We start from the raw sequence: 19810 nt of genomic DNA on the forward strand, positions 1-19810 counted from the left end.
GTGGGGGTGGGGGGGGGGGGGTTGGTGGCGGCGGCGCTGCTGTTGGGGGTGCCCGGGACCGAGGTGGTGCTGCACGTGTAGTTTGGGGTGGGGGTGGGGTAGGTCTAGGAGTGGCTAGGGCAACTTCTGCTGGGGCAGGCGGCGGTACAGGGGCAGGCGGCTGCGGCCGTGGCGGCTGGGGCTGAGGCGGAGGCGGCGGAGCGGCTTGCTGACGGGTAGCAGCGCGGGATTGGGGTGGACTGCCCTGGGAGGGAGGGGCCTCTACCCGCTTGCCCCCATCGCGGGAATCCACTTCTGAAACCAGCTCTGCTTCTTCCGGCGTCTCGAGATCTTCTGGCTCCAGCAAGATAAACTCAATGGCTTTTTGTTCTTGCTGGCGAAACGGCCAAAACCGACTCCAGGAGAGCAAGCCCAACAGCGCCAACCCATGCAGCAGCAGGGACAGCGCCACCATCCAAAAAAAATGGCGCGCTTCCTCCTCGCGGCGGCGCTGCTCAGTCCAGGTGCTGGTCATGGCCAAGATTGCCTCTTTGCGCTCCCCAGTCTCTCACCACACTGAGTTGGCTCTCCAGCTCAAATGTTATAACATCGCCCTGGCTGGGCTTCTTGCGCAAAGGCGTACAGTCGGCTGGGGAAGGGATCCCACCCTTCAGCACAAAATCGCCTACCTTATAAAGAGCAGGGATCCCGACTTGAGCAGGCTGCTTGCCAGGAGAGCCCATGGAACCCATCCGCTTTCATCTTGCCTTTCCGGTTGCCGACATTGCCTTGACCAAGACCTACTACGGCGAGGGCTTGGGTTGCCAGATTGGTCGGGAAACGCCTGTTTCCGTCATCCTGAACCTCTATGGCCATCAACTGGTGGCTCACCTCACCCAGGAAGAGCTGAGGCCCCAGCGGGGCATCTACCCTCGCCACTTCGGCCTGATCTTTCCCACCCAAGCAGAGTGGCAGAGCCTGGCCGACCGGGCCCAGGTGCGGGGATTGCCTTTTTATCAGGAGCCACGCTGGCGCTTCGTCGGCACCCCCCTGGAGCACGGCACGTTCTTTTTGCAGGATCCCTTCTACAACCTGCTGGAGTTTAAGTACTACCGCTACCCTTCCGCCATTTTTGGGGAGCGGGAATGGGCCGTGGTCGGGGATATTGCAGGCCAACAGCTTCCGAACCCCTCTCCCAGCAGCGCGTAGCAAAGGGGAGAAGTGCCTTGGCTACTCAACCCCCTCGTTCTGGCCCTGTGCGCGGCCCCATCTGGCAGATGGACTTCAACGCCGTCCCGCTGCGAGATGCCCAGGATCGGCGAGTTTGGGAGCTCTTGGTGTGCGATCCCGGCGGCCAGTTTCGCCAGGCCAAGTACTGCAGCAACCAAGAGGTCAATAGCACCTGGGTGGCCCAACAGTTGCGCAGCTATCTGGAAGCGGCTCCCCAGCCCCCCTCGGCCATCCGGGTGTTCCGAGCCCGCATGAGCTCCATTCTGCAACGGGCCTGCAACGCCGTCGGGATCCCCATGCTCCCCAGCCGTCGCGTCTATGCCCTTAAGGCCTGGATGCGGGAACGGGCAGAGCAGGTTTACCCCCAGGAAACCCAGTTCACCTACAGCCCTGAACCCCCCGTGGAGCCGGATCCGCCGGATCCCGTCCCCCTGCCGGACAAGTTGCAGGGAGAGCGCTGGGCGTTCGTGACGCTGCGGGCTAGGGATCTGCGGGAAGCCGAGACCTGGCCAATCGAATTTGGCGAGCTGTTTCCAGTAAACTGGGAGGCTTTTGCGCCCGACACAATCATTCCCGGCTTGGTGATCGCCTCGCAGCGGGCTCTTCCTATAGCAGCCTGGATGAGCGGCATGGAGCCTGCCTACTTGACTGTGGCGGAGGGATGGCTGCTGTTCGAGGCTGGCCTCAACGATTGCTACCTCTTTGCACAACTCAAAGACGAAAAGCTGCGAGCAGAGGCCGAGGGCTTTGCCCAACGCCAACGCCAAGCGCAAGGGATCCATTTCCTCGCCATCCAAAGCGATTTCAGGGCTCAGTCGTTCGCTGGCTTTTGGCTGATGCAACTTTGAGGAGAAGTCTGCGTAATCCTTCAGGGCAAGCATAGTATCGCCAGCTTTGCGAGCGCCTTTGAAAGTCCCGGAAAAGCCTATTTTTTCGTTCACCCGCTCGATTCCTTGCAGCACGAGGTTCAGGCTCTTACCCCCCTTTCCAAGGCTACTTTCTGCTCTTTTCGACCGACCCCCTCACAAATGGGTCTTGTATTCCTTGCCCTGCTTGGCTTTAAGGGGGGTGGAGTCCTGTTGGTTCCCAGAAATTGGAAACATGATCCACGTCGTCTAGGTGGTAGCCCCACCTCGGGATCGAGTTCCCCCTTTGGGGGAGCCCTAGAAACTTGGAAACGCGACAGGAGCGTGCCACTTAATCTCAAACTGGCAAGTTCTCCCGTCCGGGGTGACTCCCAGAAACTGGAAACAAGGCTTGAGCAAAGCGAGGGCCGCGCTTAATGTCCGAGGTCTTCCCTTCGGGGGGATTCGAAACCCCCCGAGGTAGATCCCCGGGGAGTGTGTAAAAATGTTCCCCCTCAGGGGGAGAAATACCGGCTGCGAAATTCCGAGTAGATCTCGGCATAGGCCTTGACCCAGTTTGGATCTGGCTGGATGAGACGTTCCACCTGCACCAAGCGCTCGGCAGCCTGCTGCACTGAGCAGCACCAATAGGCCGATGCTGCCAGGATGGCCGCTCCTACAGCCGGGTCGGGATGTTTGACCACTGCCAAGGGACGGGCAAAGATACTGGCGCGCAGGCGGAGCCAGAGGGAACTTTTGCAGCCCCCGCCGGTGGTAAAAATTGGGCTCCCTTCTAGTAGGGGGATCCCATGGGCGGCCAAGGTCTCCAGCCCCAGCCGCTCCACCATCGCCACCCCTTCCAAGAGAGCGGCGTAAAAGCGAGGGGATCCTACTTCCGCCTGGGGCAAGAAGCCGGCAAATTCGCTATCTAGGATGGGAAAACGCTCGCCAGGTCGGCAGAGCGGATAGCTGACCAAGCCAGTGGGCAGATGGGCCTCCGCCTGCTGATCCAAGGCAGCCAAGTTGCCGCCAGGGAAGAAGTGGGGCAAAACCCCGCCTCCGCAAAAAGAAGCTGCCCCCGGCCACCAGCCGTTTCGGTCGGGGTGCAGATGGGAGTAGATGCTAGGGGTTTGTATGGGATCAGCACTGTTGGCCTTGAAGATAAGAGTGGTGCCCAGGCTGGTGGAGACTCGACCCAAGCGAGTAGCTCCTGCAGCCAGTTGCCCGGCGCAGCCATCGGTGATCCCGGCGGCAATTAGCACCTCTGGCCCCAGCTCCCACTCAGCTCGCACCGTTCCCAAAACCGTTCCCGGCGCCACCACCTCAGGGAAACGCTTGGGGTCGAGGCCATGGCGAGATAGCCACTCCCGCGGCCAGGTGTAGGTTTCTAGGTCAAAGCCACTTTTCAAGGCGTGGGTGTGGTCAGTTACCCGTCGGCGGCCTCCCAGTTGGCTTAGGAGAAAGTCCGCCGGATGGGCCAAGTAGCTGTCCCGGTAGCGGTCGGGATGGGCTTCTGCCCACCACAGCCAGCGGCTAAGTCCCCAGCTGGCAGGGATCCCCAACTGCTTGGCCTGAACCTGGCCCCGCGGGTCGGAATACAGCCAGGCCTGATCCAGCGGCATGCCGCGACCGTCCACCGGCAGCACTGTACCCGAGGTGCTGCAGGCACTAAGGGCAACAATGGTGTAGCGATCCCCCAGTTGCCCCTTCAGGTGTCCCAACAGGGTTCTTAGGGTGCGCAGCCAGCGACCCGGGTTGGTTTCTGGGGGATCCCAGGAGCGCTCGCTTTTGCCCACCACCTCCCCCGCTTCTGAAAGGGCCACCACCCGCATTCCCGACGTGCCTAGGTCGATCCCAAGAAATACAGGTTCCATAGAGCTCTAGAAATCTCGGCTGCTGCGGGCCAAAGCCTCTTGGATGTCTAGATCGAGGTTCTTCACCGACTCCAGCACCGAACGGGTAATCAGCTTTCCTGCCTGCACCAACACAGCACCAGTGATAGGGTGCAAGATGGGCTGCTCGGCCCGCCGCCCAATGAGCACCTCGATGTCCTTGAGGGCATTGGCGTACATTCCTATCGGCAGTTCCACCACCACCCCTTCTCCCAGAACCCGCGCCTGGCAGGCAAGCCGGGAATTGGGCTTGCGGCTAGTGATCACCTCCAGGGTGCGCTGCTCCCGACGGGTCATGGGCGAGAGCGACTCCATCCCTTCTTTCACGTACACATGGCAGGTGGCGCAGAGACCGCGCCCGCCGCACTCTTTCAACACATTCAGCTCTTCCTGCAGCAGCACCGAGAGCAAGTTGTTGTTGGTGGCCACTTCTGACACCTGAGCAATGGGATCCAACCGCACGCGCTTGACCATCGTCCCTTCTCCGCCGTTACACTCCTTAACGCTAGCTTGTCTTGGCAAGGGATCCCAGCCGTTGCTTGCCCTGCAGGTGGGAAAGACGAGCTGGACAAGCTAGAGTAGATCCCGCCCTTGGTGTTTGCCAGGGTTTTGGCAGCATGAGCTCTCCGCCCATCCAGTGGTATCCTGGCCACGTAGCTAAGGCCCTTGGCCAGTTGCGGGAACAACTGCGGCTGGTGGATGTGGCAATTGAAGTGGTGGACGCGCGCATCCCGCTGGCCAGCCGCCATCCCGAGCTGGACAAGTGGCTGGGGCAGAAGCCGCGCCTCTTGGCCCTCAACCGAGCCGACTCGATTGCGACAAGGGATCTGAAAGCGTGGCAGGAGTATTTCTCGCAGCAAGGGATCCCGGTCTATCCCACCAACGGCCAATCGGGACAAGGGGTCAGTCGCCTCAAGCAGGCTATTTTGCAGCTAGGGCAGTCGGTCAACGAGCGGCGGCAGCGGCGGGGCATGCGGCCGCGGGCTGTCCGGGCGGTGGTGGTGGGTTTTCCCAATGTGGGCAAGTCGGCCCTGCTGAATCGACTTTTGGGACGGCGAGCCGTCGAGAGCGCTGCGCGCCCTGGGGTAACCCGGCAACTGCAGTGGGTACGGCTAGGGGGGGAGTTGGATTTGCTGGACTCGCCGGGCATCCTCCCGCCTTCGCTGCCGGATCAGCGGGCAGCCACGCTGCTAGCCATCTGCGATGACATTGGCGCTGCCGCCTACGACCCCGAGCGCGTAGCGGCCTACTTTGTGGATCAACTGCTGCAGGTGCAGCCCCAGGCCCAAGCTCTTTTGCAACAGCGCTACGGCTGGCCTGACCCGATCCCCCCTGGCAGCGTGGCAGTCCAGGAGCTGGCCCAACGGCGCTACCAAGGCGATACCGAGCGAGCGGCAAGGCAAATCCTCAACGACTACCGCAAGGGGTGGCTAGGGCCTCTAGCTTTGCAACTTCCTCCCATCTCTAGCCCCCCAGCAAGAGGCTAGCTTCATCTGTCTGTATATGTTGCTACGAGATGCGGCAGAGTGAGTGATACGATGGAACTAGAATACTAACACTGCGCCAGATTTTTCCCTGAAGTTTTTCGCAGCGCTTTTTGCCTTTAACCTGCCTGCGGACGAGTCAAGTTGGGGATAGGCTGTAAGAAACTCCAGGGAGTAGACCATCCTCCTTGCTAGATTCCCATGGGTCAGCCTGCTGTTGCCGCCAGCTTAGAAGGAGGCTTTGACCTAAACAACCTCGATTTTGAGGTGCCAGGATGGCTGCGTGCTTTGCTTTCTGGCGCTGAAGATCTCGGCGATGGGCTGAGAGCTTACACTCCCCAAGAGGCAGATTTGCTGCGCCGGGCCTTTGAGTTTGCCTACTGCTTGCACAAGGGCCAAAAGCGGAAGTCGGGGGATCCCTACATCGCCCACCCGGTGGCTGTAGCTAGCTTGTTGCGGGAGCTGGGAGGGGATGCCGTCACGGTAGCGGCTGGCTTCTTGCACGATGTTGTTGAGGATGCAGGCGTTACCCTGGAGGCGCTAGAAGCAGAATTTGGGCCCGAGGTGCGCCTCTTGGTAGAAGGGGTAACCAAGCTTTCTAGGTTTAATTTCTCCAGCAAAACGGAGCAGCAAGCGGAGAACTTCCGCCGCATGTTTGTGGCCATGGCCAAAGACATTCGGGTCATCGTGGTCAAGCTGGCGGATCGCTTGCACAACATGCGCACGCTGCAATATCTGCCGCCCCACAAGCAAAAGCAGATTGCAGCCGAAACCATGGAGATCTTTGCCCCCTTGGCCAACCGGCTGGGGATCTGGCATTTCAAGTGGGAACTGGAAGACCTGGCTTTTAAGTACCTGGACTACGAAGCCTATCGCCAGATCCAAGAGTTGGTTAACGCCAAGCGCAGCGAGCGAGAGGCGGAGATCCAAGCTTTTATCGAAGAGCTGCGGAAGAACCTCCTCCAAGCGGGGCTAGAGCACTTTGAGATCAGCGGGCGGCCCAAGCACCTGTATGGCATCTACCGCAAGATGCAGCAGCAGCGCAAGGAATTCCATGAGATCTACGACCTCTTGGCGGTGCGGGTCATTGTGCAGACCGTGAGCGAGTGCTACCGGGTGCTGGCAGTTGTTCACAACTGCTTTCGTCCCATTCCCGGGCGCTTTAAAGACTACATTGGCCTGCCCAAGCCAAACCGCTACCAATCTTTGCACACGACAGTGATTGGTCTGCAGGGGCGACCCGTGGAGGTGCAGATCCGCACCGAAGAAATGCACCGCGTGGCCGAGTACGGCATTGCTGCCCACTGGAAATACAAGGAAGCCGGCAGCACCCCCGTAAAGCCCGAGGAAGAGCGCTTTAGCTGGCTGCGGCAACTCTTGGAGTGGCAAAACGACCTCAAGGACGACAGAGAATATCTGGAGACTGTTCGCGAGAACCTGTTTGAGAGCGAAGTTTACGTCTTCACCCCCAAGGGAGATCTGCTGGCCTTACCCCAGGGATCCTGCCCGATTGATTTTGCCTATCGCATCCACTCAGAAATTGGGGATCACTGCGCCGGGGCGCGGGTAAACAACAAGATTGTACCGCTGGATACCCGCCTGCGCAATGGCGACATCGTGCAGATTATCACCCACAAGAATGCCCACCCCAGTCTAGACTGGATTAATTTTGTAGCCACCAGCTCGGCGCGCAATCGCATTCGCCAATGGTTTAAGCGCTCCAATCGCGAGCAAAATATTGCCCGCGGTCGGCAGTTGCTGGAGCGGGAGCTGGGCAAAACGGGGTTTGAAGCCCTGCTGAAGTCCGAGCGGATGCAAAAGGTTGCCGAGAAGCTCAACTACAGCAGCGTGGACGATTTACTGGCGGCGCTGGGCTATGGAGAGGTAACCCCCGCGCAGGTGATCCACCGGCTGCAGGAGGTCAGCAAGCCAGCCATCTCCCCCCCACCCGAGGAGGGATCTTTGGCGGAAGCCAAGCTGCTGCTGCCGCGAAGCGAGGGAGGGCGAGCTTCTAGCCGATCCCAGTCTCTCATCCTGGGGGTGGAGGGCCTGAAACATCAATTGGCCAAATGCTGCAACCCGCTCCCAGGGGATCCCATCCTGGGCGTGGTTACCCGCTTCAAGGGCATCACCATTCATCATCGCGATTGTCCGCGGGTAGCCCAGGTTCCGGGTGAGCGGCTGGTGCCGGTGCGCTGGAACGAGGAGCAACTGCGGCAAAGCACCCAGACTTATCCTGTAGAACTGCGTCTAGAGGTCATCGACCGGGTTGGCGTGCTGCGGGATATTCTCTCCCGCCTTTCCGATCAGGGCATCAATGTGCGCAATGCCAAGGTGCAAACCTTTGCCAATCGCACTGCCTCAATTGACCTCTGCATTGATGTACGCGACGCCCAACAGCTTGCTCAGCTTCAAAATCAGCTGCGCCAGCTTTCCGATGTGTTGGTCCTGCGCTCCCGCCACTACCAGAACGGATCCCGCTAAAAGGCTGCTGCGGTCCAATCTTAGGTAGGATATGGAGGTGGCTAACCCTAAGCGGAGGATCTCGGCATGGCAGGAGAGGGGCAGTTGAGCCTACTGGGTCGGCGGCTTTCTAGGGTGTTGTTGCTGCTGGGGGTCTGCCTCAGCTTGATCATTGGCGCCTGCTCAGCAAGCCCCAACCTGCGAGTCTACCGGGATCCCAATGGAGCTTTTGCCTTTGCTTACCCCAATGGCATGGTGAGCGTGAAGCTAAGCCCTGGGAAGGGGCTAGCCGTGCTCCTGCGCGACCTAGTCTATGAGACCGAAAACATCAGCCTAATGATTGCCCCCTTCGACAAAGGGGAGACGATTGCGGATCTGGGAGGCCCAGAGGAGGTGGGGCAATTGGTGGCAAAGAAGATCATTGCCCCTGAGGGATCGGGTCGCTCAACCCAGCTCTTGGCAGCCGAGGCCTTCGAGCGGCAGGGGCAGCCCTACTACCTGTTTGAGTACCAAACCAATCTGGGATCCCAGCTTCGCCACGAGGTAGTGACGGTAACCGTTCGTCACCATCGCCTCTATACTCTAACTGCCTCAACCCAGGAATCCCGCTGGCCACAGGTGCAGACTGCTTTCCGGGAGGTAGGTCGCTCTCTAAGTGTCTCTTGAGAGGGCTCTCTGCCTTTGGAGACGGCAAAGGCCTTTCGGTGCTGAACAATCCCGCTGCCATGACGGTTTACGTGGTTCAAATCAGTGACCTGCATCTATTTGCCAAGAGCCATCAGCGGTTGTTGGGGGTAGACACCGAGGCCTCTTTTCTGGCAGTGCAAAAGGCCATTGTGAGTTTGGATCCCTTGCCGGATGTGCTGCTCTTAACTGGGGATCTTGCCCAAGATGGCAGTGCGGCTGCCTATGCCCGTCTTAGAAGCTATTTGCAGACCCTTCCCATCGACACCTATTGGCTGGCGGGGAACCACGATCGCCTACATGTTATGAACCTAGAGCTCCACGGCGGGCGGCTGCACGCAGAGAAAAGCTTCAGTCGCGAGAACTGGAGCTTTATTTTATTGAACTCGCTGGTGCCAGGCAGGGACAGCGGCTACCTGACCGACCGCACCTTACTTTGGCTCCGACAAGAGCTACAGCGCAGCCGGGCCAACCACCACCATGTTCTCCTAGCCCTGCACCACCCCCCCTTTTCGGTAGACTCCGATTGGCTGGATCAAAGTGCGCTGCAGCAGCCGGAGCGGCTGTTTGGGGTTTTGGACGAGTTCGACCACGTTCGCCTGGTGATTTTTGGCCATGTTCATCAGGAGCTGCACCGTCGCCGCCGGGGGGTTGATTACTTTGCCTGTCCCTCCACCTGCGTGCAATTTCTCCCCAAGAGCTCCCAGTTTGCTCTGGAGGTGATCCCCCCAGCCCTGCGACAGCTATGGCTGGAGCCAGATGGCAGCTTCAAAACCCAGGTGCAGCGGGTAGAAGCCGCCTTGCAAACCCCTAACTTGGCTGCAAAAGGGTACTAATGGGATCCCGGGCGCACCAGGCCAACTGCTTGTCCCAAGAAGAAACTGGCTGCAAGAGGTAGAGCAACCCGCCCTCCAGCCGTCCGGTGCAGCTAGGGCCCCACGCCCTGAAGCTGCAGCCTCCATGGGAAAACTCTCTTGGCCCTTGAGCTACAGGAGGCTCCGCCGCCGGCAGACCAATCGGAGCCAGTGGATCTGGAGGGCAGCGCAGCCGCTCGGCTCTAGGCGCGGGCTATGCTAGAAGCTTCTCCTCAAAGCCGAGCCCAACTGGGCTTCAGCTAGGGCCGGATCCCTCGCTTTCCCTTAATCTTATTTTTGCTAGGCTTGAGCCCCAGCGACGCCCCTTCTCAAGACCATGGACGAACTCAACACCCTAATCCAGGATCTGCAAGCTGCCTTTGACGACAGCAGCAAGCCCGTGCTCTCGATATATGCCGACACCAACCCTGCTCGTCCCGAAAATGCGGGTCGCGCCTGGGTGGGGCGCATCAAGAATACCCTCAAGGAGCTGCTGGAGAGGGAGGAGAGCAAGCCTGATAACTCCCTCTGCGAGCAAGTCCTTGCTCTAGTAGAGCAGGAGCGCCCTTCGGCCCGCACCCTGGTTCTTTTTGCCAGCCGCAATCCCGCTGGCAAGCCAGTGCTGCGCCGAGTCGACCTGCAGGTGGAGCTGCCGGTGGTGGATCTGGCCCATGGGCGGGTGGAGGCCCGCTGGGGGGAACCTTACCTCACGCCCCTTTTCTTTGCCTTTGATGAATACGAGCGGGGTGGGGTGTTGCACCTGTCTGGCAGCAGGTGGCGCTTCTACGAGCTCTTTTTGGGAGAACTGCGAGAGGACACGGAAATCTTTGCCAACATCAGCGCCGAGGAATGGCAGGAACTGCAGGAGCTGGCCGGCCGCATTGAAAACGCCGTTGCCGAACGTCGCGCCCGCAGCGGTGGCACCTTCGACAAGCTTTCCCCCAAGGAGCGGGAGGCGGCCAAGGTCAGCCTCTGGATGCACAAGCTTTACCTCCGCCTGGCCTCCGCCCTGGATAAGGCAGTGGATCGCCTGGGCATTGAGCGGCTGGTGCTCATGGGCGAAGCCTGGCAGGTGTCCCACTTTGAGGGCTATCTCAACCGCGGCCTACGCAACCGCATCGTCGCGCGGGTGGGGCACCCCGCCAACCTTCACACACCGACGCCGCAAGACATCCTCGACCGAGTGGTACCCGTCCTGGAGGCCGCTGAGCGCCGAGGAGAGCTGGCTTTGTTGGAGCGGATTCGAGAGCAGCCCGGCGCTTGGGGCTTGGATGCGGTGCTGGACGCCCTCCAGCTGGGCCGGGTGGAAATCCTTGTCCTGCCCTGGAGGCTAGAGGCCACCATCTGGCGCTGCCCAGACGGCTTTGTGGGAGGAACCCAGGAGATGGCCCAGCTCCTTTGCCCAGAGCCACAGCCGGCACCCCTGCGGGATCTGGTGTGGGTGCTAGGCCGCGATTTTGGCGCTAAACTGGAGTTCGTTCGCGGCGAAGCTGAAGAGCGCTTGCTCCACGAGTTTCAGGGAGCAGCGGCGCTGCTGCGCTGGTAGGTCTAGCAACTTGAGCAGGGATGGCCCAACCCTCTAGCTAGATCCCAGAGCAACGGTGTAGGCTGCTAGCATAATCTGGCCCATCCTGTTTAGCGAGGGATCCCCTTGACCCAATCCATTGACCTCCCCACCAGCGTCGATACGTTCTTGCAAGAGCTGGCCGCCATTCAGCAAGTGGGGCCAAAGCGAATAGCCATCTTGGGCACTCGCCATGTGCCCATTACCCACCAGTACCTCATTGAGACCCTCAGCTACGCCTTGGCCCTTACCGGCAACCGCATCCTCACGTCCGGGGCTATTGGTACCAACCTGGCTGTAATTCGTGGAGCAATGCGGGCAGATATTAAATCCTTGACGGTGATCCTGCCCCAAAGCCTAGAGCGGCAGCCGGCAGAGTCGCGGGCCAGTTTGGAGCAGGTGCTGCATCTGGTGGAGCACCCTGAAAACGACCACCTGCCTCTAGCGGAGGCCAGTCGCCTCTGCAATCTGGAAATCATCAGCAAGTGCCAGCAATTGATCTGTTTTGCCTTCCACGACAGCGTCACGCTTTTGGAGGCCTGCAGGCACGCTGAGGAGCAACACAAGGTGGTTACGCTCTTCTACTTCGACTAATTCCTTGGCGAAGGAGGGCAGGCAGAATGGGGTCGCTGGTGGGAAACTCGCCACCCTTTCCCAAGGTCCCTGCCTCCTCTATCGGGGTAGGGGCAGCCAAAGAGAGTGTCTACTTTCGCTCCGATGCCCAAGGGATCCACCTGCACCTGCCCACCACCCTAGCTTGGGAAGAAGTCTGGGAGGAGCTCGTTTGGCAGTTGCGCAGCCGCAAGTCCTACTGGACGGGGGTGGCTCCTCTAACCCTGTGGTGCCAGGAGCGAGAGCTGGAGCTGCCCACCCTGCAGGCCCTGGCTGTCCTGTTGGCGCAGCATCGGCTGCAGCTATGGCGCGTCCAAACTCGATCCCGCACGACCGCCATTGCCGCGGCAACCTTGGGCTATTCGGTGGAGCAATCCTCCCTTTTGGAGGTGGTTCCCTCTCCTCCTCCCGACACTACCCCTCTGTACCTGCGTTCAACCGTGCGCTCGGGCATGTCCGTACGCCACCGTGGCTCTGTCTTCCTCTTGGGAGATCTCAACCCCGGCGGCGAGATCGTTGCGGGCGGCGACATTTGGGTTTGGGGACGGCTGCGAGGGTTGGCGCATGCCGGCGCCGAGGGAGATAGAAGTGCAGTGATCCTGGCCTTGCAGTTGGAGCCCACCCAATTGCGCATCGCCGACCAGGTGGCCCGCCCCCCAGAAAGTGGCTCCCCTTGCAAGACCCCTGAGGTGGTTTACTTGCAAGATGGTGCCATCTGCATCGCCAGCCTTCAGGAGTTTCTGCGGAGAAGAGCATGGGCCGAGTTATCGTCATAACCTCTGGGAAGGGAGGAGTAGGCAAAACCACCCTGACAGCCAACTTAGGCACTGCCTTAGCGCGCTTGGGTCGCTCGGTAGCGGTGGTGGATGCCGACTTTGGCCTGCGCAACCTGGATCTGCTGCTGGGCCTAGAGAGTCGGGTAGTGTACACGGCTCTAGAAGTCATTGCAGGGGAATGTCGCCTTGAACAAGCGTTGGTGAAAGACAAACGCACCCCCAATCTCTCCTTGTTGCCAGCAGCCCAAACCCGCAACAAAACAGCAGTCAACCCGGAGCAAATGCGGCAGTTGATGGAGAAGCTTGCCGGTAGCTACGACTATGTGTTGATCGACTGCCCAGCCGGGATTGAGCAGGGGTTTCGCAATGCCATTGCCGGGGCAACAGAGGCCCTGCTGGTGACTACGCCCGAAGTAGCTGCCGTGCGGGATGCAGACCGGGTGGTGGGCCTGTTGGAAGCGGCGGGGATCTCCTCAATTCAGCTAATTGTTAACCGCCTGCGCCCCGACATGGTAACCGCTGGCCAGATGATGGCCGTGGAAGATGTGGTGGAGGTGCTGGCCATCCCTTTGGTGGGTATGATTCCGGAAGACCGAGAGGTGATTGTCTCCACCAACAAGGGAGAACCCATGGTTTTGGCTGCCCGTCCTTCTCCGGCTGCCCAGGCCATTCAGCGCATTGCCCGACGGCTGGAAGGGGAGGTGGTGGAGTTTCCCAAGTTGGCCGGCTTGGGTGAGTCTTTCTGGGAAAAGGCAAGGCGATTTTTAAGCCAAAAGGTGTTCTGAAGCCCAACAGCCCTTAGCTCTCTTTCAACGAGACTAGAATAAAGCCCATGCTCCTCGAGTTTTTGGATCAGCTTTTTCCCCGCTCCCCCGGCGGCAGCCGCGAGCAGGCCAAGCAGCGCCTGAAATTCATCTTGGCCCACGACCGCGCCAATCTTAGTCCGGCAGCCCTGGAATCGATGCGGCTGGAAATTTTGGGGGTGGTCTCCCGCTATGTGGAGCTGGACTCGGAGGGGATGCAATTCCACTTGACCGTGGAGGGGAGCACAACGGCCCTCATTGCTAACTTACCCATTCGCCGAGTTAAGCCGCTGGCAGCAGCCGAACTCGACCCTTCTGCAAAGGGGCAGCCGGATTAGCCAGGGGGGTTCACTTCGGCCTGAGCTACCCTGGGCTCAGGGAGCATCTGCCCTCGGCAAAAGGATGCTTTCTCCTGTCTGTCCCAGGGTGGAGTTCTCTGCAGGTGTTTCTAGTCTCTCATGGCAGCTTTGAGGGGCAACCCTACTGGACAGGAGAGAGCTGCTGGGGCAGAGTTCTCACGGAGGGAGGTTGAGCCTCGGCATGGAAAGCTCTTTTGAGCTGACGATCCTGTTTACGCTGGCCTTGGTGGCCGGGATCGCAGCTCAAGTCCTGGCTAACTTTGTCAAGGTGCCCAGCATTGTCTTCCTGCTGCTGTTTGGGGTGCTGCTGGGGCCAGATGGCTTGGGCTGGGTTCGCCCCCAGATCATGGGATCCGGTCTGGAGGCGCTGGTGTCGCTAGCAGTGGCTCTGATCTTGTTCGAGGGAGGGCTGAACCTGCGGCTACAGCGCCTCAACCAGGTCTCCGGCAGCCTACGCAATCTGGTATTGCTGGGATCGCTTTTGACCTTGGGAGGGGGGGCACTGGCGGCCCACTATTTGGGAGAGTTCCCCTGGCCCCTAGCCTTTCTGTTTGGATCCCTGGTGGTGGTGACGGGGCCAACTGTAGTTAACCCCATCCTCAAGCGGGTACGCGTCGATCCCGCCGTCAGCACCCTCTTGGAAGGGGAAGGGGTGCTCATCGATCCGGTGGGAGCCATCTTGGCAGTGGTGGTGCTGCAGGTGGTGCTTTCGGGTCACCCCAGTTTCTTGATGGCCTTGGAGCAGCTATCTAGCCGCTTGGCCATTGGGTCAGCGGTGGGGGCACTGGGGGGCTGGCTGATGGGATCCTTTCTGCTCTGGTCGCGGCAATTTTTGACGGAGGAGCTGCGCAACTCGGTAGTGCTGGCGGGGGCGCTAGGGGTATTTGCCCTGGCCCAGTCGCTGCGCTCAGAGGCAGGGCTGATGGCGGTAGTGATGGCAGGCCTAGTGGTGCGGCAGAAGGCAGCCATTGCCGAGCGGAGCGTGCGCCAGTTTCACGGCCAGTTGGTGGTAATGGCCATCTCGGTGCTGTTTATCTTGCTCACCTCCACGCTGTCCCTAAAGGCGGTATTGGCTTTGGGCTGGGGAGCCTTGGCCACGGTGCTCTGCCTGATGCTGGTTGTCCGCCCCTTAAGCGTGTGGCTGTGTACCTGGGGCAGCGATCTCAACTGGCGGCAGAAGTTGTTTGTGGCCTGGCTGGCTCCCCGCGGCATTGTGGCGGCTTCGGTGGCTTCTTTGTTTGCCATTTTGTTGAAGGAGCGGGGCATCACTGGGGGAGATGCCCTCAAGGCGCTAGTGTTTTTAACCATCTCGGCCACGGTGACAGTGCAGGGGCTAACTGCCGCCTGGGTGGCTCGTTGGCTGGGCCTAGACCAAGGCAGTTCCACCGTGATCCTTGGGGATCACCCGCTGGTTGAACCCTTGGCCGAATTGCTGCGCTCCCTCAACCAAGTCGTGGAGGTGCTGCCCTTGCCTTCGGCAGCCTGTTGGCGCCAGCCCGCTGGCCAAACCGAGCCCAACGGCCACAAGGGTGGCTCTGCCCTGGGGGATGAAGTTGGCCGGCTGCTGCCGGGATCGCTGCAGGAAGTGGTGCTGAGCGAGTCGGCCCTGTTGAAGGCCGATATCGACCATGCAGAGACGCTGCTGATCCTGACGCGGGATCCCCAGATGAACTGGGCCATTGCCGAGCTGATGGTGAAACTCTCGGTTTCCGCTGCCATCTGGACGGTGTTGCTGCCCGAGATGCCCATCTTAGAAGGGATCCGCACCCTGCCGATCTCTTTTGCCCAACTGCAACGCTGGGCCGGCTACCTAGAGGCCAAGCGCGCGGAGCTGCGCTCGATTACCCTGCCCACTTTAGCGGATTTGGGCCTGAAGCCCTCCCCCTCTGCCGTGGCCTCGGCCCAGGAGTCGAGCTCGGCAGCGCGCTTAGCTCTGCTCAACCCCCTTTCGGCCCAAATAGGGTTGGAGGATCCCACCCTGGAGCGGCTGCGGGATCAGTTTGCCTACCGGATCAAAGCCGATCTCTGCCTGCCTTTGCTACTGGTGCGCCCGCAGCGGGCAGGGAGCTGGTGGCAAAAGGGAGCCCGGTCATCCCCGGTAGGCCGGCTATTTTACCTGCCCAAGCCCGACATGTGGCGGCGCGGGGATTGCATCTACTACCTAGAGCGCCTGGCCAGCCCTGTAGAGGCCGCGGCTCCCTCTGCAAGAGATCCGGATTTGCCCCCAGCCGAGTTCCTGCCCCAGTATGTTGGGGGTGTCAAACTCCACTTCGATCTCTAGGAACCTCGGGGCAGCCAGCAGCCACTGGGGATGAGGGGGCACCCCTGCACCTGCTCGGGCCGGCCCAGGTAAACCCAGGCCGAGGTGCCACTTTCCAGTTGCACCCACTGCCGCTGGTACAGCCGCGGGTGGTCTTCCAGCTCGTCCAAGCGGGGCAACAGGCTCAGGGGAATGCGATAGCACTCGCCGTAGAGCCGATTTCGGCCAGGGATCGCCATGGGGTAAGGGCCGAGATCGTAGAGGTCGATGTGGTTGAGGCTGTCTGTTCCCAAAAACTCCGCCCCTTGCAGCAGGCTGTGGTACTGGCCGCCCCGCCGCAGGGAGCCGTAGACAAAAACCACCGTCGTCTGTTCCATCTGGCTCTAGGAGGTCATTAGGGGGACTGGGCCCATTTTTGGCCAAGGCGCGGCTCTGAGCCGGCCAGCAGGCGCTCGATGTTGCGCCGGTGGGCGCCGATTACATAGATCCCGCCCGCCAGGGCAAACACCCTATAGGGCAGGGGCTGAGCCGTTGCCCACATCAGCAGCGGAGCCGCCACCGCTGCCAGCAGGGAGCTGAAGGAGACGATGCGGGTGAGGGCAATCCCCACCAGCCAGACGCCAAAGGTAGCCAGGGCCACTGGCCAAGCCATGGCCAACAGGATCCCTAGGCTAGTGGCCACCGACTTGCCGCCCTTGAAGCCCAGCCAGCAGGAGCGGCTGTGGCCAACCACTGCCCCCAGGGCAGCCACGGCCACCCACCACGGCGACCCCAGAGCTAATCCCAGCGCAACCGCTGCAGCCCCCTTGGCGGCATCCACCAGCAGCACCAGCAGCGCCGGCCCTTTGCCCAGCGTCCGCAACACGTTGGTTGCCCCCGTCGAGCCGGAGCCCGCTTGGCGGAGGTCGATCCCGCCCCACCAGCGGCCCACCCAGTAGCCGGTGGGGATGGATCCCAGCAAGTAGCCTCCAAGGGCCGCAAGGAAAGCCAAAAGCCAGGCAGGCATAGGCAGGTCTTGAACGCTCCTTTTCACTTTGCCACAGGGCTTTCTTCTAGTCCCCCTTCGCGACAGCCCTGCGGCTTAGGCTAGCCAGGTTGACCTCCCAAGCAAGGCGCGGCTGCACAAAGTGCAAAAGCTGGCGGCGAATTTGCTCCAACTGCCAAATGGCCTGGCGGGATCCCTGCGCCCAGAAATGCTGCTGCAAGTAGTCAATCAGCCACAGCTGCGCCGGCAAATCGAGAGCAGCTACTGCCCTAGCCAGCTCCAGCGCCTCTCGCAGCGAGGGGGGCCAGCGCCTTAGATCCTGTAGCAGCGACGGCGGAAGGCTCTGCAGATGCTGATGGGCGGCCAGCGCCCGTCCAGGGCTGCCTTGGGCCAGGGCAATGAGCTCTGAGCGAGGGATCCCGGGCAGCTCCGGGCAGCCCAAAGCAGCCAACACTTGCTCCATCTCGGCCGAGCTGAGGCGGCGGAAAGGCACCGTCTGGCAGCGGGACAACAGCGTCGGCAGCAGGGAGGCCGCCTGGGGTGCGATGAGAACGATGTGGGCCGGCCCCGGCTCCTCCAGGGTTTTCAGCAGGGCATTGGCTGCACTTTCGGCTAGGGTTTCCGCTCCCTCCAGCACCACCAGCGAACGGCGGGCGCGCATTGGCCTACGGGCACAGAAGCGCGACACTTCCTGCACCTGTTCCAGGCGAATTTGCGGCGGGGAGCGCCGCTGCAGAGCTTGCGTCTCGGGGGCATCTGCTGGGATTAGGCGACCCTGATGGAGATAGGTGGGGCTGACCCAGTGGAGATCGGGGTGAGTGCCCGCCAGCAGCCAATGGCAGCCAAGGCACTGGCCGCAGGGGATCCTGGTGCTGGACTCGCACAGGAGAGCTTGAGCAAACCAGCGGGCCATCAGGCGCCGCCCCACCCCTTCTGGCCCTAGGAAGCAGTAGCTTGAGGTCACCCGCCCTTTCTCTAGGGCCGCCGCGAGCAGCTGCGCCGCCAGCTCCTGGCCGACAATGTGGTGGGGGGGCAGAACCTTTACCCCCTCAACTGTCTCGGGGGCCGTGGGCTGAAGCATGGCAGAGTACCCTAATCCCGGGCAAAGCTACCAAGGGATCCCTCCGGGGGGAAAAGCCTCATCTCTGCCCCAGTTTCGCTGTTAGCCGGTGGGATCCAGCCGCATTAAAACTTGGCCAAATTCCACCGGCTGGCCGTTGCTCACCAAAATCTCCCTTACCACACCTGCTGTTTCTGCTTCTATCTCGTTCATCACCTTCATGGCCTCGATAATGCACAGGGTTTGGCCTTTGTTTACCCGTTGACCTACTTGGACAAAGTCCGCTTCTCCAGGAGCAGGAGCGCTGTAGAAGGTTCCCACCATGGGTGACACTACCTCCACCCAGTGGCTCGGTGGAGATTTGGGGGCAGGCACAGGAGGAGGAGTCTCGGCAGGAGCAGAAGGGGGCGAAGCAGTAAGGGAGGGAGCAGTGGTGGAAAGCTGAGCAGCAGGGATTCCTTTGCGCAGAGTAAGGCGGAAATCCTTGCACTCTAGAGTTAACTCGCTAACATCGCTCTCTTGCAGAGCGGCCAGCAGAAGGCGAATTTCCTGCCAATTAATGACATCCAAGGGAAGTCACCTGTCCACAACAGCAACCTAGCGACGGGGAAGAGCCATCACTCGCGGCCTAGGTAGGTGTCCGTGCGAGTATCGACTCGAACCCGCTCTCCCACTTTGATAAACAGAGGCACCTGGATCTCGGCGCCGGTTTCTAGCTTGGCAGGCTTAGTCCCCCCTGTAGCTGTGTCTCCCCTTACGCCCGGGTCCGTCTCCACCACTTCCAGGACGACACTGGTGGGCAGCTCCACGTCGATCACCTGCCCCTTCCAGCGCAAAACAGACACTTCCATATTTTCCTTCAGGTACTTCACGGCAGAGCCCACCTGGGCGGTACTGAGCACAGCCTGCTCGTAGGTCTCCATGTCCATGAACACGAGGTTATCTCCTTCCGCATAGAGATACTGCATGTTCACCTTTTCGATGGTGGCAGCAGGCAGCATTTCGCCGGCGCGGAAGGTTTTCTCGACAACGTTGCCGGTCTGCATGTTTTTGAGCTTGGTGCGCACAAAGGCCGCCCCTTTGCCTGGCTTGACGTGGAGAAACTCGATGACTTTGTAGGGAGCGCCATCAATCTCTACAGAGACGCCGGGGCGCAAGTCGTTGCTTGAGATCATGTCAGCACGGGGTCTGTTGCCTAGCCTTCCCAATCTTACCGCGCCTGGGGGGTACTCCGATTCACCCCGCTGAGATCAATGGGCGGCTGCCGTCCGTACTTAGGCAACACCTCCTGCCAGGGAGGGCGCAGGCCTGCAAGAAAGTCAGCACGGGCAAGCTCTGCCAGCGCCAGCACAGGCACCGGCTCTACCCAATCGGCGGCATCGACCGCTAGCGCCTGCGGCCACTGGCGGAGAAGGGCCTGCCAAGCCACCGCCTCCCAGAGTTGATCGGCCACTTCAGCCACTACCTGGTCTGGGCCTACCCGGTACACGCCGCCATACCGCTCCCCCCGCTTGGCATCCATATGCACCGCCACCCTCAGGGGCTGGAGTGGGGATCCCTGCTCCTGCCACACCTGGCGGGCAATAACAGCCAAGGACGAGTAGCCAAACACGGGAATGCCCAGCTGCTGCCCCACCAGCCGCGCCACGCTCACCCCCAAACGGCTACCGGTAAAACTCCCTGGCCCGACGGCGACAGCGATCCCCGCCACCTGGGACCAGTCTTGGCCAGCCAAGAACTCCTTTAGGCACGGGTGCAGCCGCGCTGCCATCTGGCGATCTAGCCACCAACTTTGGCTACGGCCTTCCCTCTCCTTTCCTTCCAGCGGCAGTAGGGCTAGGCCCAAAAGGGGCGTGGTGGTGTGGATCCCTAGAATCCAGCGGGCAAGCGACATGGCTTCTTTCAGGAGAGTTGACAGAACTTAACGGTTGGATTAAGGTTAGGTTGTCCATCTTCGCAC

The 19810-nt window shown here is 60.8% G+C and carries 21 protein-coding genes and 1 pseudogene; 12 read left to right on the forward strand and 10 right to left on the reverse strand.

The genetic code is table 11. The features are described 5' to 3' along the window. A pseudogene (locus NW808_RS06640) lies at positions 1 to 514 on the reverse strand (energy transducer TonB); the annotation flags it as partial. Continuing rightward, on the reverse strand, positions 495 to 731 hold the full coding sequence (locus tag NW808_RS06645) for a hypothetical protein (protein WP_414420697.1): 237 nt from the start codon (positions 729 to 731) through the stop codon (positions 495 to 497). The pseudogene NW808_RS06640 and the gene NW808_RS06645, both read right to left, overlap by 20 nt. Here NW808_RS06645 and NW808_RS06650 point away from each other — a divergent pair. Together NW808_RS06650 and NW808_RS06655 are read left to right on the forward strand one after the other, a co-directional pair. Next, complete coding sequence (locus NW808_RS06650; RefSeq protein ID WP_414396234.1) at positions 721 to 1188, forward strand: VOC family protein; 468 nt, start codon at positions 721 to 723, stop codon at positions 1186 to 1188. The genes NW808_RS06645 and NW808_RS06650 overlap by 11 nt on opposite strands. A gap of 17 nt (positions 1189 to 1205) precedes the next feature. Next, positions 1206 to 2057 carry a Tab2 family RNA-binding protein gene (locus NW808_RS06655; protein ID WP_414409989.1) on the forward strand — a complete coding sequence of 284 codons (852 nt, stop codon included), beginning with the start codon at positions 1206 to 1208 and terminating at the stop codon, positions 2055 to 2057. Positions 2058 to 2569: 512 nt separating this feature from the next. Here NW808_RS06655 and NW808_RS06660 read toward each other — a convergent pair. After that, positions 2570 to 3928 (reverse strand): FGGY-family carbohydrate kinase, encoded by a 1359-nt coding sequence (locus NW808_RS06660; protein WP_414420698.1) that lies wholly within the window; start codon positions 3926 to 3928, stop codon positions 2570 to 2572. Between the two features lie 6 nt (positions 3929 to 3934). Continuing rightward, a complete protein-coding gene (locus tag NW808_RS06665; RefSeq protein WP_414396241.1) occupies positions 3935 to 4420 on the reverse strand; it encodes a 2Fe-2S iron-sulfur cluster-binding protein in 486 nt (161 codons plus the stop codon). 143 nt (positions 4421 to 4563) lie between these two features. On the opposite strand from NW808_RS06665, the gene ylqF reads away from it, so the two are divergent. The 10 genes from ylqF to NW808_RS06715 all read left to right on the forward strand — a co-directional run bounded on the left by ylqF (position 4564) and on the right by NW808_RS06715 (position 15826). Beyond that, complete coding sequence (ylqF, locus tag NW808_RS06670; protein WP_414409987.1) at positions 4564 to 5433, forward strand: ribosome biogenesis GTPase YlqF; 870 nt, start codon at positions 4564 to 4566, stop codon at positions 5431 to 5433. Positions 5434 to 5631: 198 nt separating this feature from the next. Beyond that, positions 5632 to 7914 carry a RelA/SpoT family protein gene (locus NW808_RS06675; protein WP_414420699.1) on the forward strand — a complete coding sequence of 761 codons (2283 nt, stop codon included), beginning with the start codon at positions 5632 to 5634 and terminating at the stop codon, positions 7912 to 7914. A gap of 66 nt (positions 7915 to 7980) precedes the next feature. Next, positions 7981 to 8559: a photosystem II reaction center PsbP gene (gene psbP, locus NW808_RS06680; RefSeq protein WP_414420700.1), complete on the forward strand. Its 579-nt coding sequence runs from the start codon at positions 7981 to 7983 to the stop codon at positions 8557 to 8559. Then, the gene (gene cpdA / locus NW808_RS06685; protein WP_414420701.1) at positions 8556 to 9413 is read left to right on the forward strand and encodes a 3',5'-cyclic-AMP phosphodiesterase; all 858 of its coding nucleotides are present in this window, start codon (positions 8556 to 8558) and stop codon (positions 9411 to 9413) included. The genes psbP and cpdA overlap by 4 nt, the downstream gene beginning before the upstream one ends. Before the next feature lie 355 nt (positions 9414 to 9768). Next, positions 9769 to 10977 (forward strand): VLRF1 family aeRF1-type release factor, encoded by a 1209-nt coding sequence (locus NW808_RS06690; protein ID WP_414420702.1) that lies wholly within the window; start codon positions 9769 to 9771, stop codon positions 10975 to 10977. Positions 10978 to 11082: 105 nt separating this feature from the next. Further along, positions 11083 to 11589, forward strand: a complete 507-nt coding sequence (locus tag NW808_RS06695) for a DNA recombination-mediator protein A (RefSeq protein WP_414396255.1) — start codon at positions 11083 to 11085, stop codon at positions 11587 to 11589. A 26-nt stretch (positions 11590 to 11615) separates the two neighbouring features. Further along, on the forward strand, positions 11616 to 12383 hold the full coding sequence (gene minC / locus NW808_RS06700; protein WP_414420703.1) for a septum site-determining protein MinC: 768 nt from the start codon (positions 11616 to 11618) through the stop codon (positions 12381 to 12383). Then, the gene (gene minD / locus NW808_RS06705) at positions 12362 to 13168 is read left to right on the forward strand and encodes a septum site-determining protein MinD (protein ID WP_414420704.1); all 807 of its coding nucleotides are present in this window, start codon (positions 12362 to 12364) and stop codon (positions 13166 to 13168) included. Before minC ends, minD begins: the two co-directional genes overlap by 22 nt. A 47-nt stretch (positions 13169 to 13215) precedes the next feature. Then, entirely contained in the window at positions 13216 to 13524 is a 309-nt protein-coding gene (minE, locus tag NW808_RS06710; RefSeq protein WP_414396262.1) for a cell division topological specificity factor MinE, read from the forward strand. A 202-nt stretch (positions 13525 to 13726) separates the two neighbouring features. Next, positions 13727 to 15826 (forward strand): cation:proton antiporter, encoded by a 2100-nt coding sequence (locus tag NW808_RS06715; RefSeq protein WP_414420705.1) that lies wholly within the window; start codon positions 13727 to 13729, stop codon positions 15824 to 15826. Here the strand turns inward: NW808_RS06715 and NW808_RS06720 are convergent. The 6 genes from NW808_RS06720 to tsaB all read right to left on the reverse strand — a co-directional run bounded on the left by NW808_RS06720 (position 15823) and on the right by tsaB (position 19744). Beyond that, positions 15823 to 16182 carry a gamma-glutamylcyclotransferase gene (locus NW808_RS06720; protein WP_414396265.1) on the reverse strand — a complete coding sequence of 120 codons (360 nt, stop codon included), beginning with the start codon at positions 16180 to 16182 and terminating at the stop codon, positions 15823 to 15825. The genes NW808_RS06715 and NW808_RS06720 overlap by 4 nt on opposite strands. Before the next feature lie 17 nt (positions 16183 to 16199). Then, positions 16200 to 16811: a glycerol-3-phosphate 1-O-acyltransferase PlsY gene (gene plsY, locus NW808_RS06725; protein WP_414409978.1), complete on the reverse strand. Its 612-nt coding sequence runs from the start codon at positions 16809 to 16811 to the stop codon at positions 16200 to 16202. A 46-nt stretch (positions 16812 to 16857) separates the two neighbouring features. Continuing rightward, positions 16858 to 17871, reverse strand: coding sequence for a DNA polymerase III subunit delta' (gene holB / locus NW808_RS06730; RefSeq protein WP_414420706.1), 1014 nt, complete (start codon positions 17869 to 17871; stop codon positions 16858 to 16860). 81 nt (positions 17872 to 17952) lie between these two features. Next, positions 17953 to 18420: an acetyl-CoA carboxylase biotin carboxyl carrier protein gene (gene accB, locus NW808_RS06735; protein WP_414420707.1), complete on the reverse strand. Its 468-nt coding sequence runs from the start codon at positions 18418 to 18420 to the stop codon at positions 17953 to 17955. Between the two features lie 47 nt (positions 18421 to 18467). Then, positions 18468 to 19025: an elongation factor P gene (gene efp, locus NW808_RS06740; protein WP_414396277.1), complete on the reverse strand. Its 558-nt coding sequence runs from the start codon at positions 19023 to 19025 to the stop codon at positions 18468 to 18470. Positions 19026 to 19060: 35 nt separating this feature from the next. Beyond that, entirely contained in the window at positions 19061 to 19744 is a 684-nt protein-coding gene (tsaB, locus tag NW808_RS06745; protein ID WP_414420708.1) for a tRNA (adenosine(37)-N6)-threonylcarbamoyltransferase complex dimerization subunit type 1 TsaB, read from the reverse strand. Positions 19745 to 19810 lie beyond the last annotated feature (66 nt).

The organism is Synechococcus sp. W70.1 (assembly GCF_047461515.1).
Lineage (GTDB): Bacteria > Cyanobacteriota > Cyanobacteriia > Thermostichales > Thermostichaceae > Thermostichus.

Excerpts from the sequence above, each read along its gene's own strand:
- NW808_RS06675 (WP_414420699.1), top strand. The coding sequence starts at position 5,632 with ATGGGTCAGCCTGCTGTTGCCGCCAGCTTAGAAGGAGGCTTTGACCTA.
- plsY (WP_414409978.1), bottom strand. The coding sequence starts at position 16,811 with ATGCCTGCCTGGCTTTTGGCTTTCCTTGCGGCCCTTGGAGGCTACTTG.
- psbP (WP_414420700.1), top strand. The coding sequence starts at position 7,981 with ATGGCAGGAGAGGGGCAGTTGAGCCTACTGGGTCGGCGGCTTTCTAGG.
- holB (WP_414420706.1), bottom strand. The coding sequence starts at position 17,871 with ATGCTTCAGCCCACGGCCCCCGAGACAGTTGAGGGGGTAAAGGTTCTG.
- NW808_RS06650 (WP_414396234.1), top strand. The coding sequence starts at position 721 with ATGGAACCCATCCGCTTTCATCTTGCCTTTCCGGTTGCCGACATTGCC.
- efp (WP_414396277.1), bottom strand. The coding sequence starts at position 19,025 with ATGATCTCAAGCAACGACTTGCGCCCCGGCGTCTCTGTAGAGATTGAT.
- NW808_RS06645 (WP_414420697.1), bottom strand. The coding sequence starts at position 731 with ATGGGTTCCATGGGCTCTCCTGGCAAGCAGCCTGCTCAAGTCGGGATC.
- NW808_RS06665 (WP_414396241.1), bottom strand. The coding sequence starts at position 4,420 with ATGGTCAAGCGCGTGCGGTTGGATCCCATTGCTCAGGTGTCAGAAGTG.
- tsaB (WP_414420708.1), bottom strand. The coding sequence starts at position 19,744 with ATGTCGCTTGCCCGCTGGATTCTAGGGATCCACACCACCACGCCCCTT.
- NW808_RS06660 (WP_414420698.1), bottom strand. The coding sequence starts at position 3,928 with ATGGAACCTGTATTTCTTGGGATCGACCTAGGCACGTCGGGAATGCGG.
- minE (WP_414396262.1), top strand. The coding sequence starts at position 13,216 with ATGCTCCTCGAGTTTTTGGATCAGCTTTTTCCCCGCTCCCCCGGCGGC.
- ylqF (WP_414409987.1), top strand. The coding sequence starts at position 4,564 with ATGAGCTCTCCGCCCATCCAGTGGTATCCTGGCCACGTAGCTAAGGCC.
- NW808_RS06690 (WP_414420702.1), top strand. The coding sequence starts at position 9,769 with ATGGACGAACTCAACACCCTAATCCAGGATCTGCAAGCTGCCTTTGAC.
- NW808_RS06720 (WP_414396265.1), bottom strand. The coding sequence starts at position 16,182 with ATGGAACAGACGACGGTGGTTTTTGTCTACGGCTCCCTGCGGCGGGGC.
- minD (WP_414420704.1), top strand. The coding sequence starts at position 12,362 with ATGGGCCGAGTTATCGTCATAACCTCTGGGAAGGGAGGAGTAGGCAAA.
- minC (WP_414420703.1), top strand. The coding sequence starts at position 11,616 with ATGGGGTCGCTGGTGGGAAACTCGCCACCCTTTCCCAAGGTCCCTGCC.
- NW808_RS06715 (WP_414420705.1), top strand. The coding sequence starts at position 13,727 with ATGGAAAGCTCTTTTGAGCTGACGATCCTGTTTACGCTGGCCTTGGTG.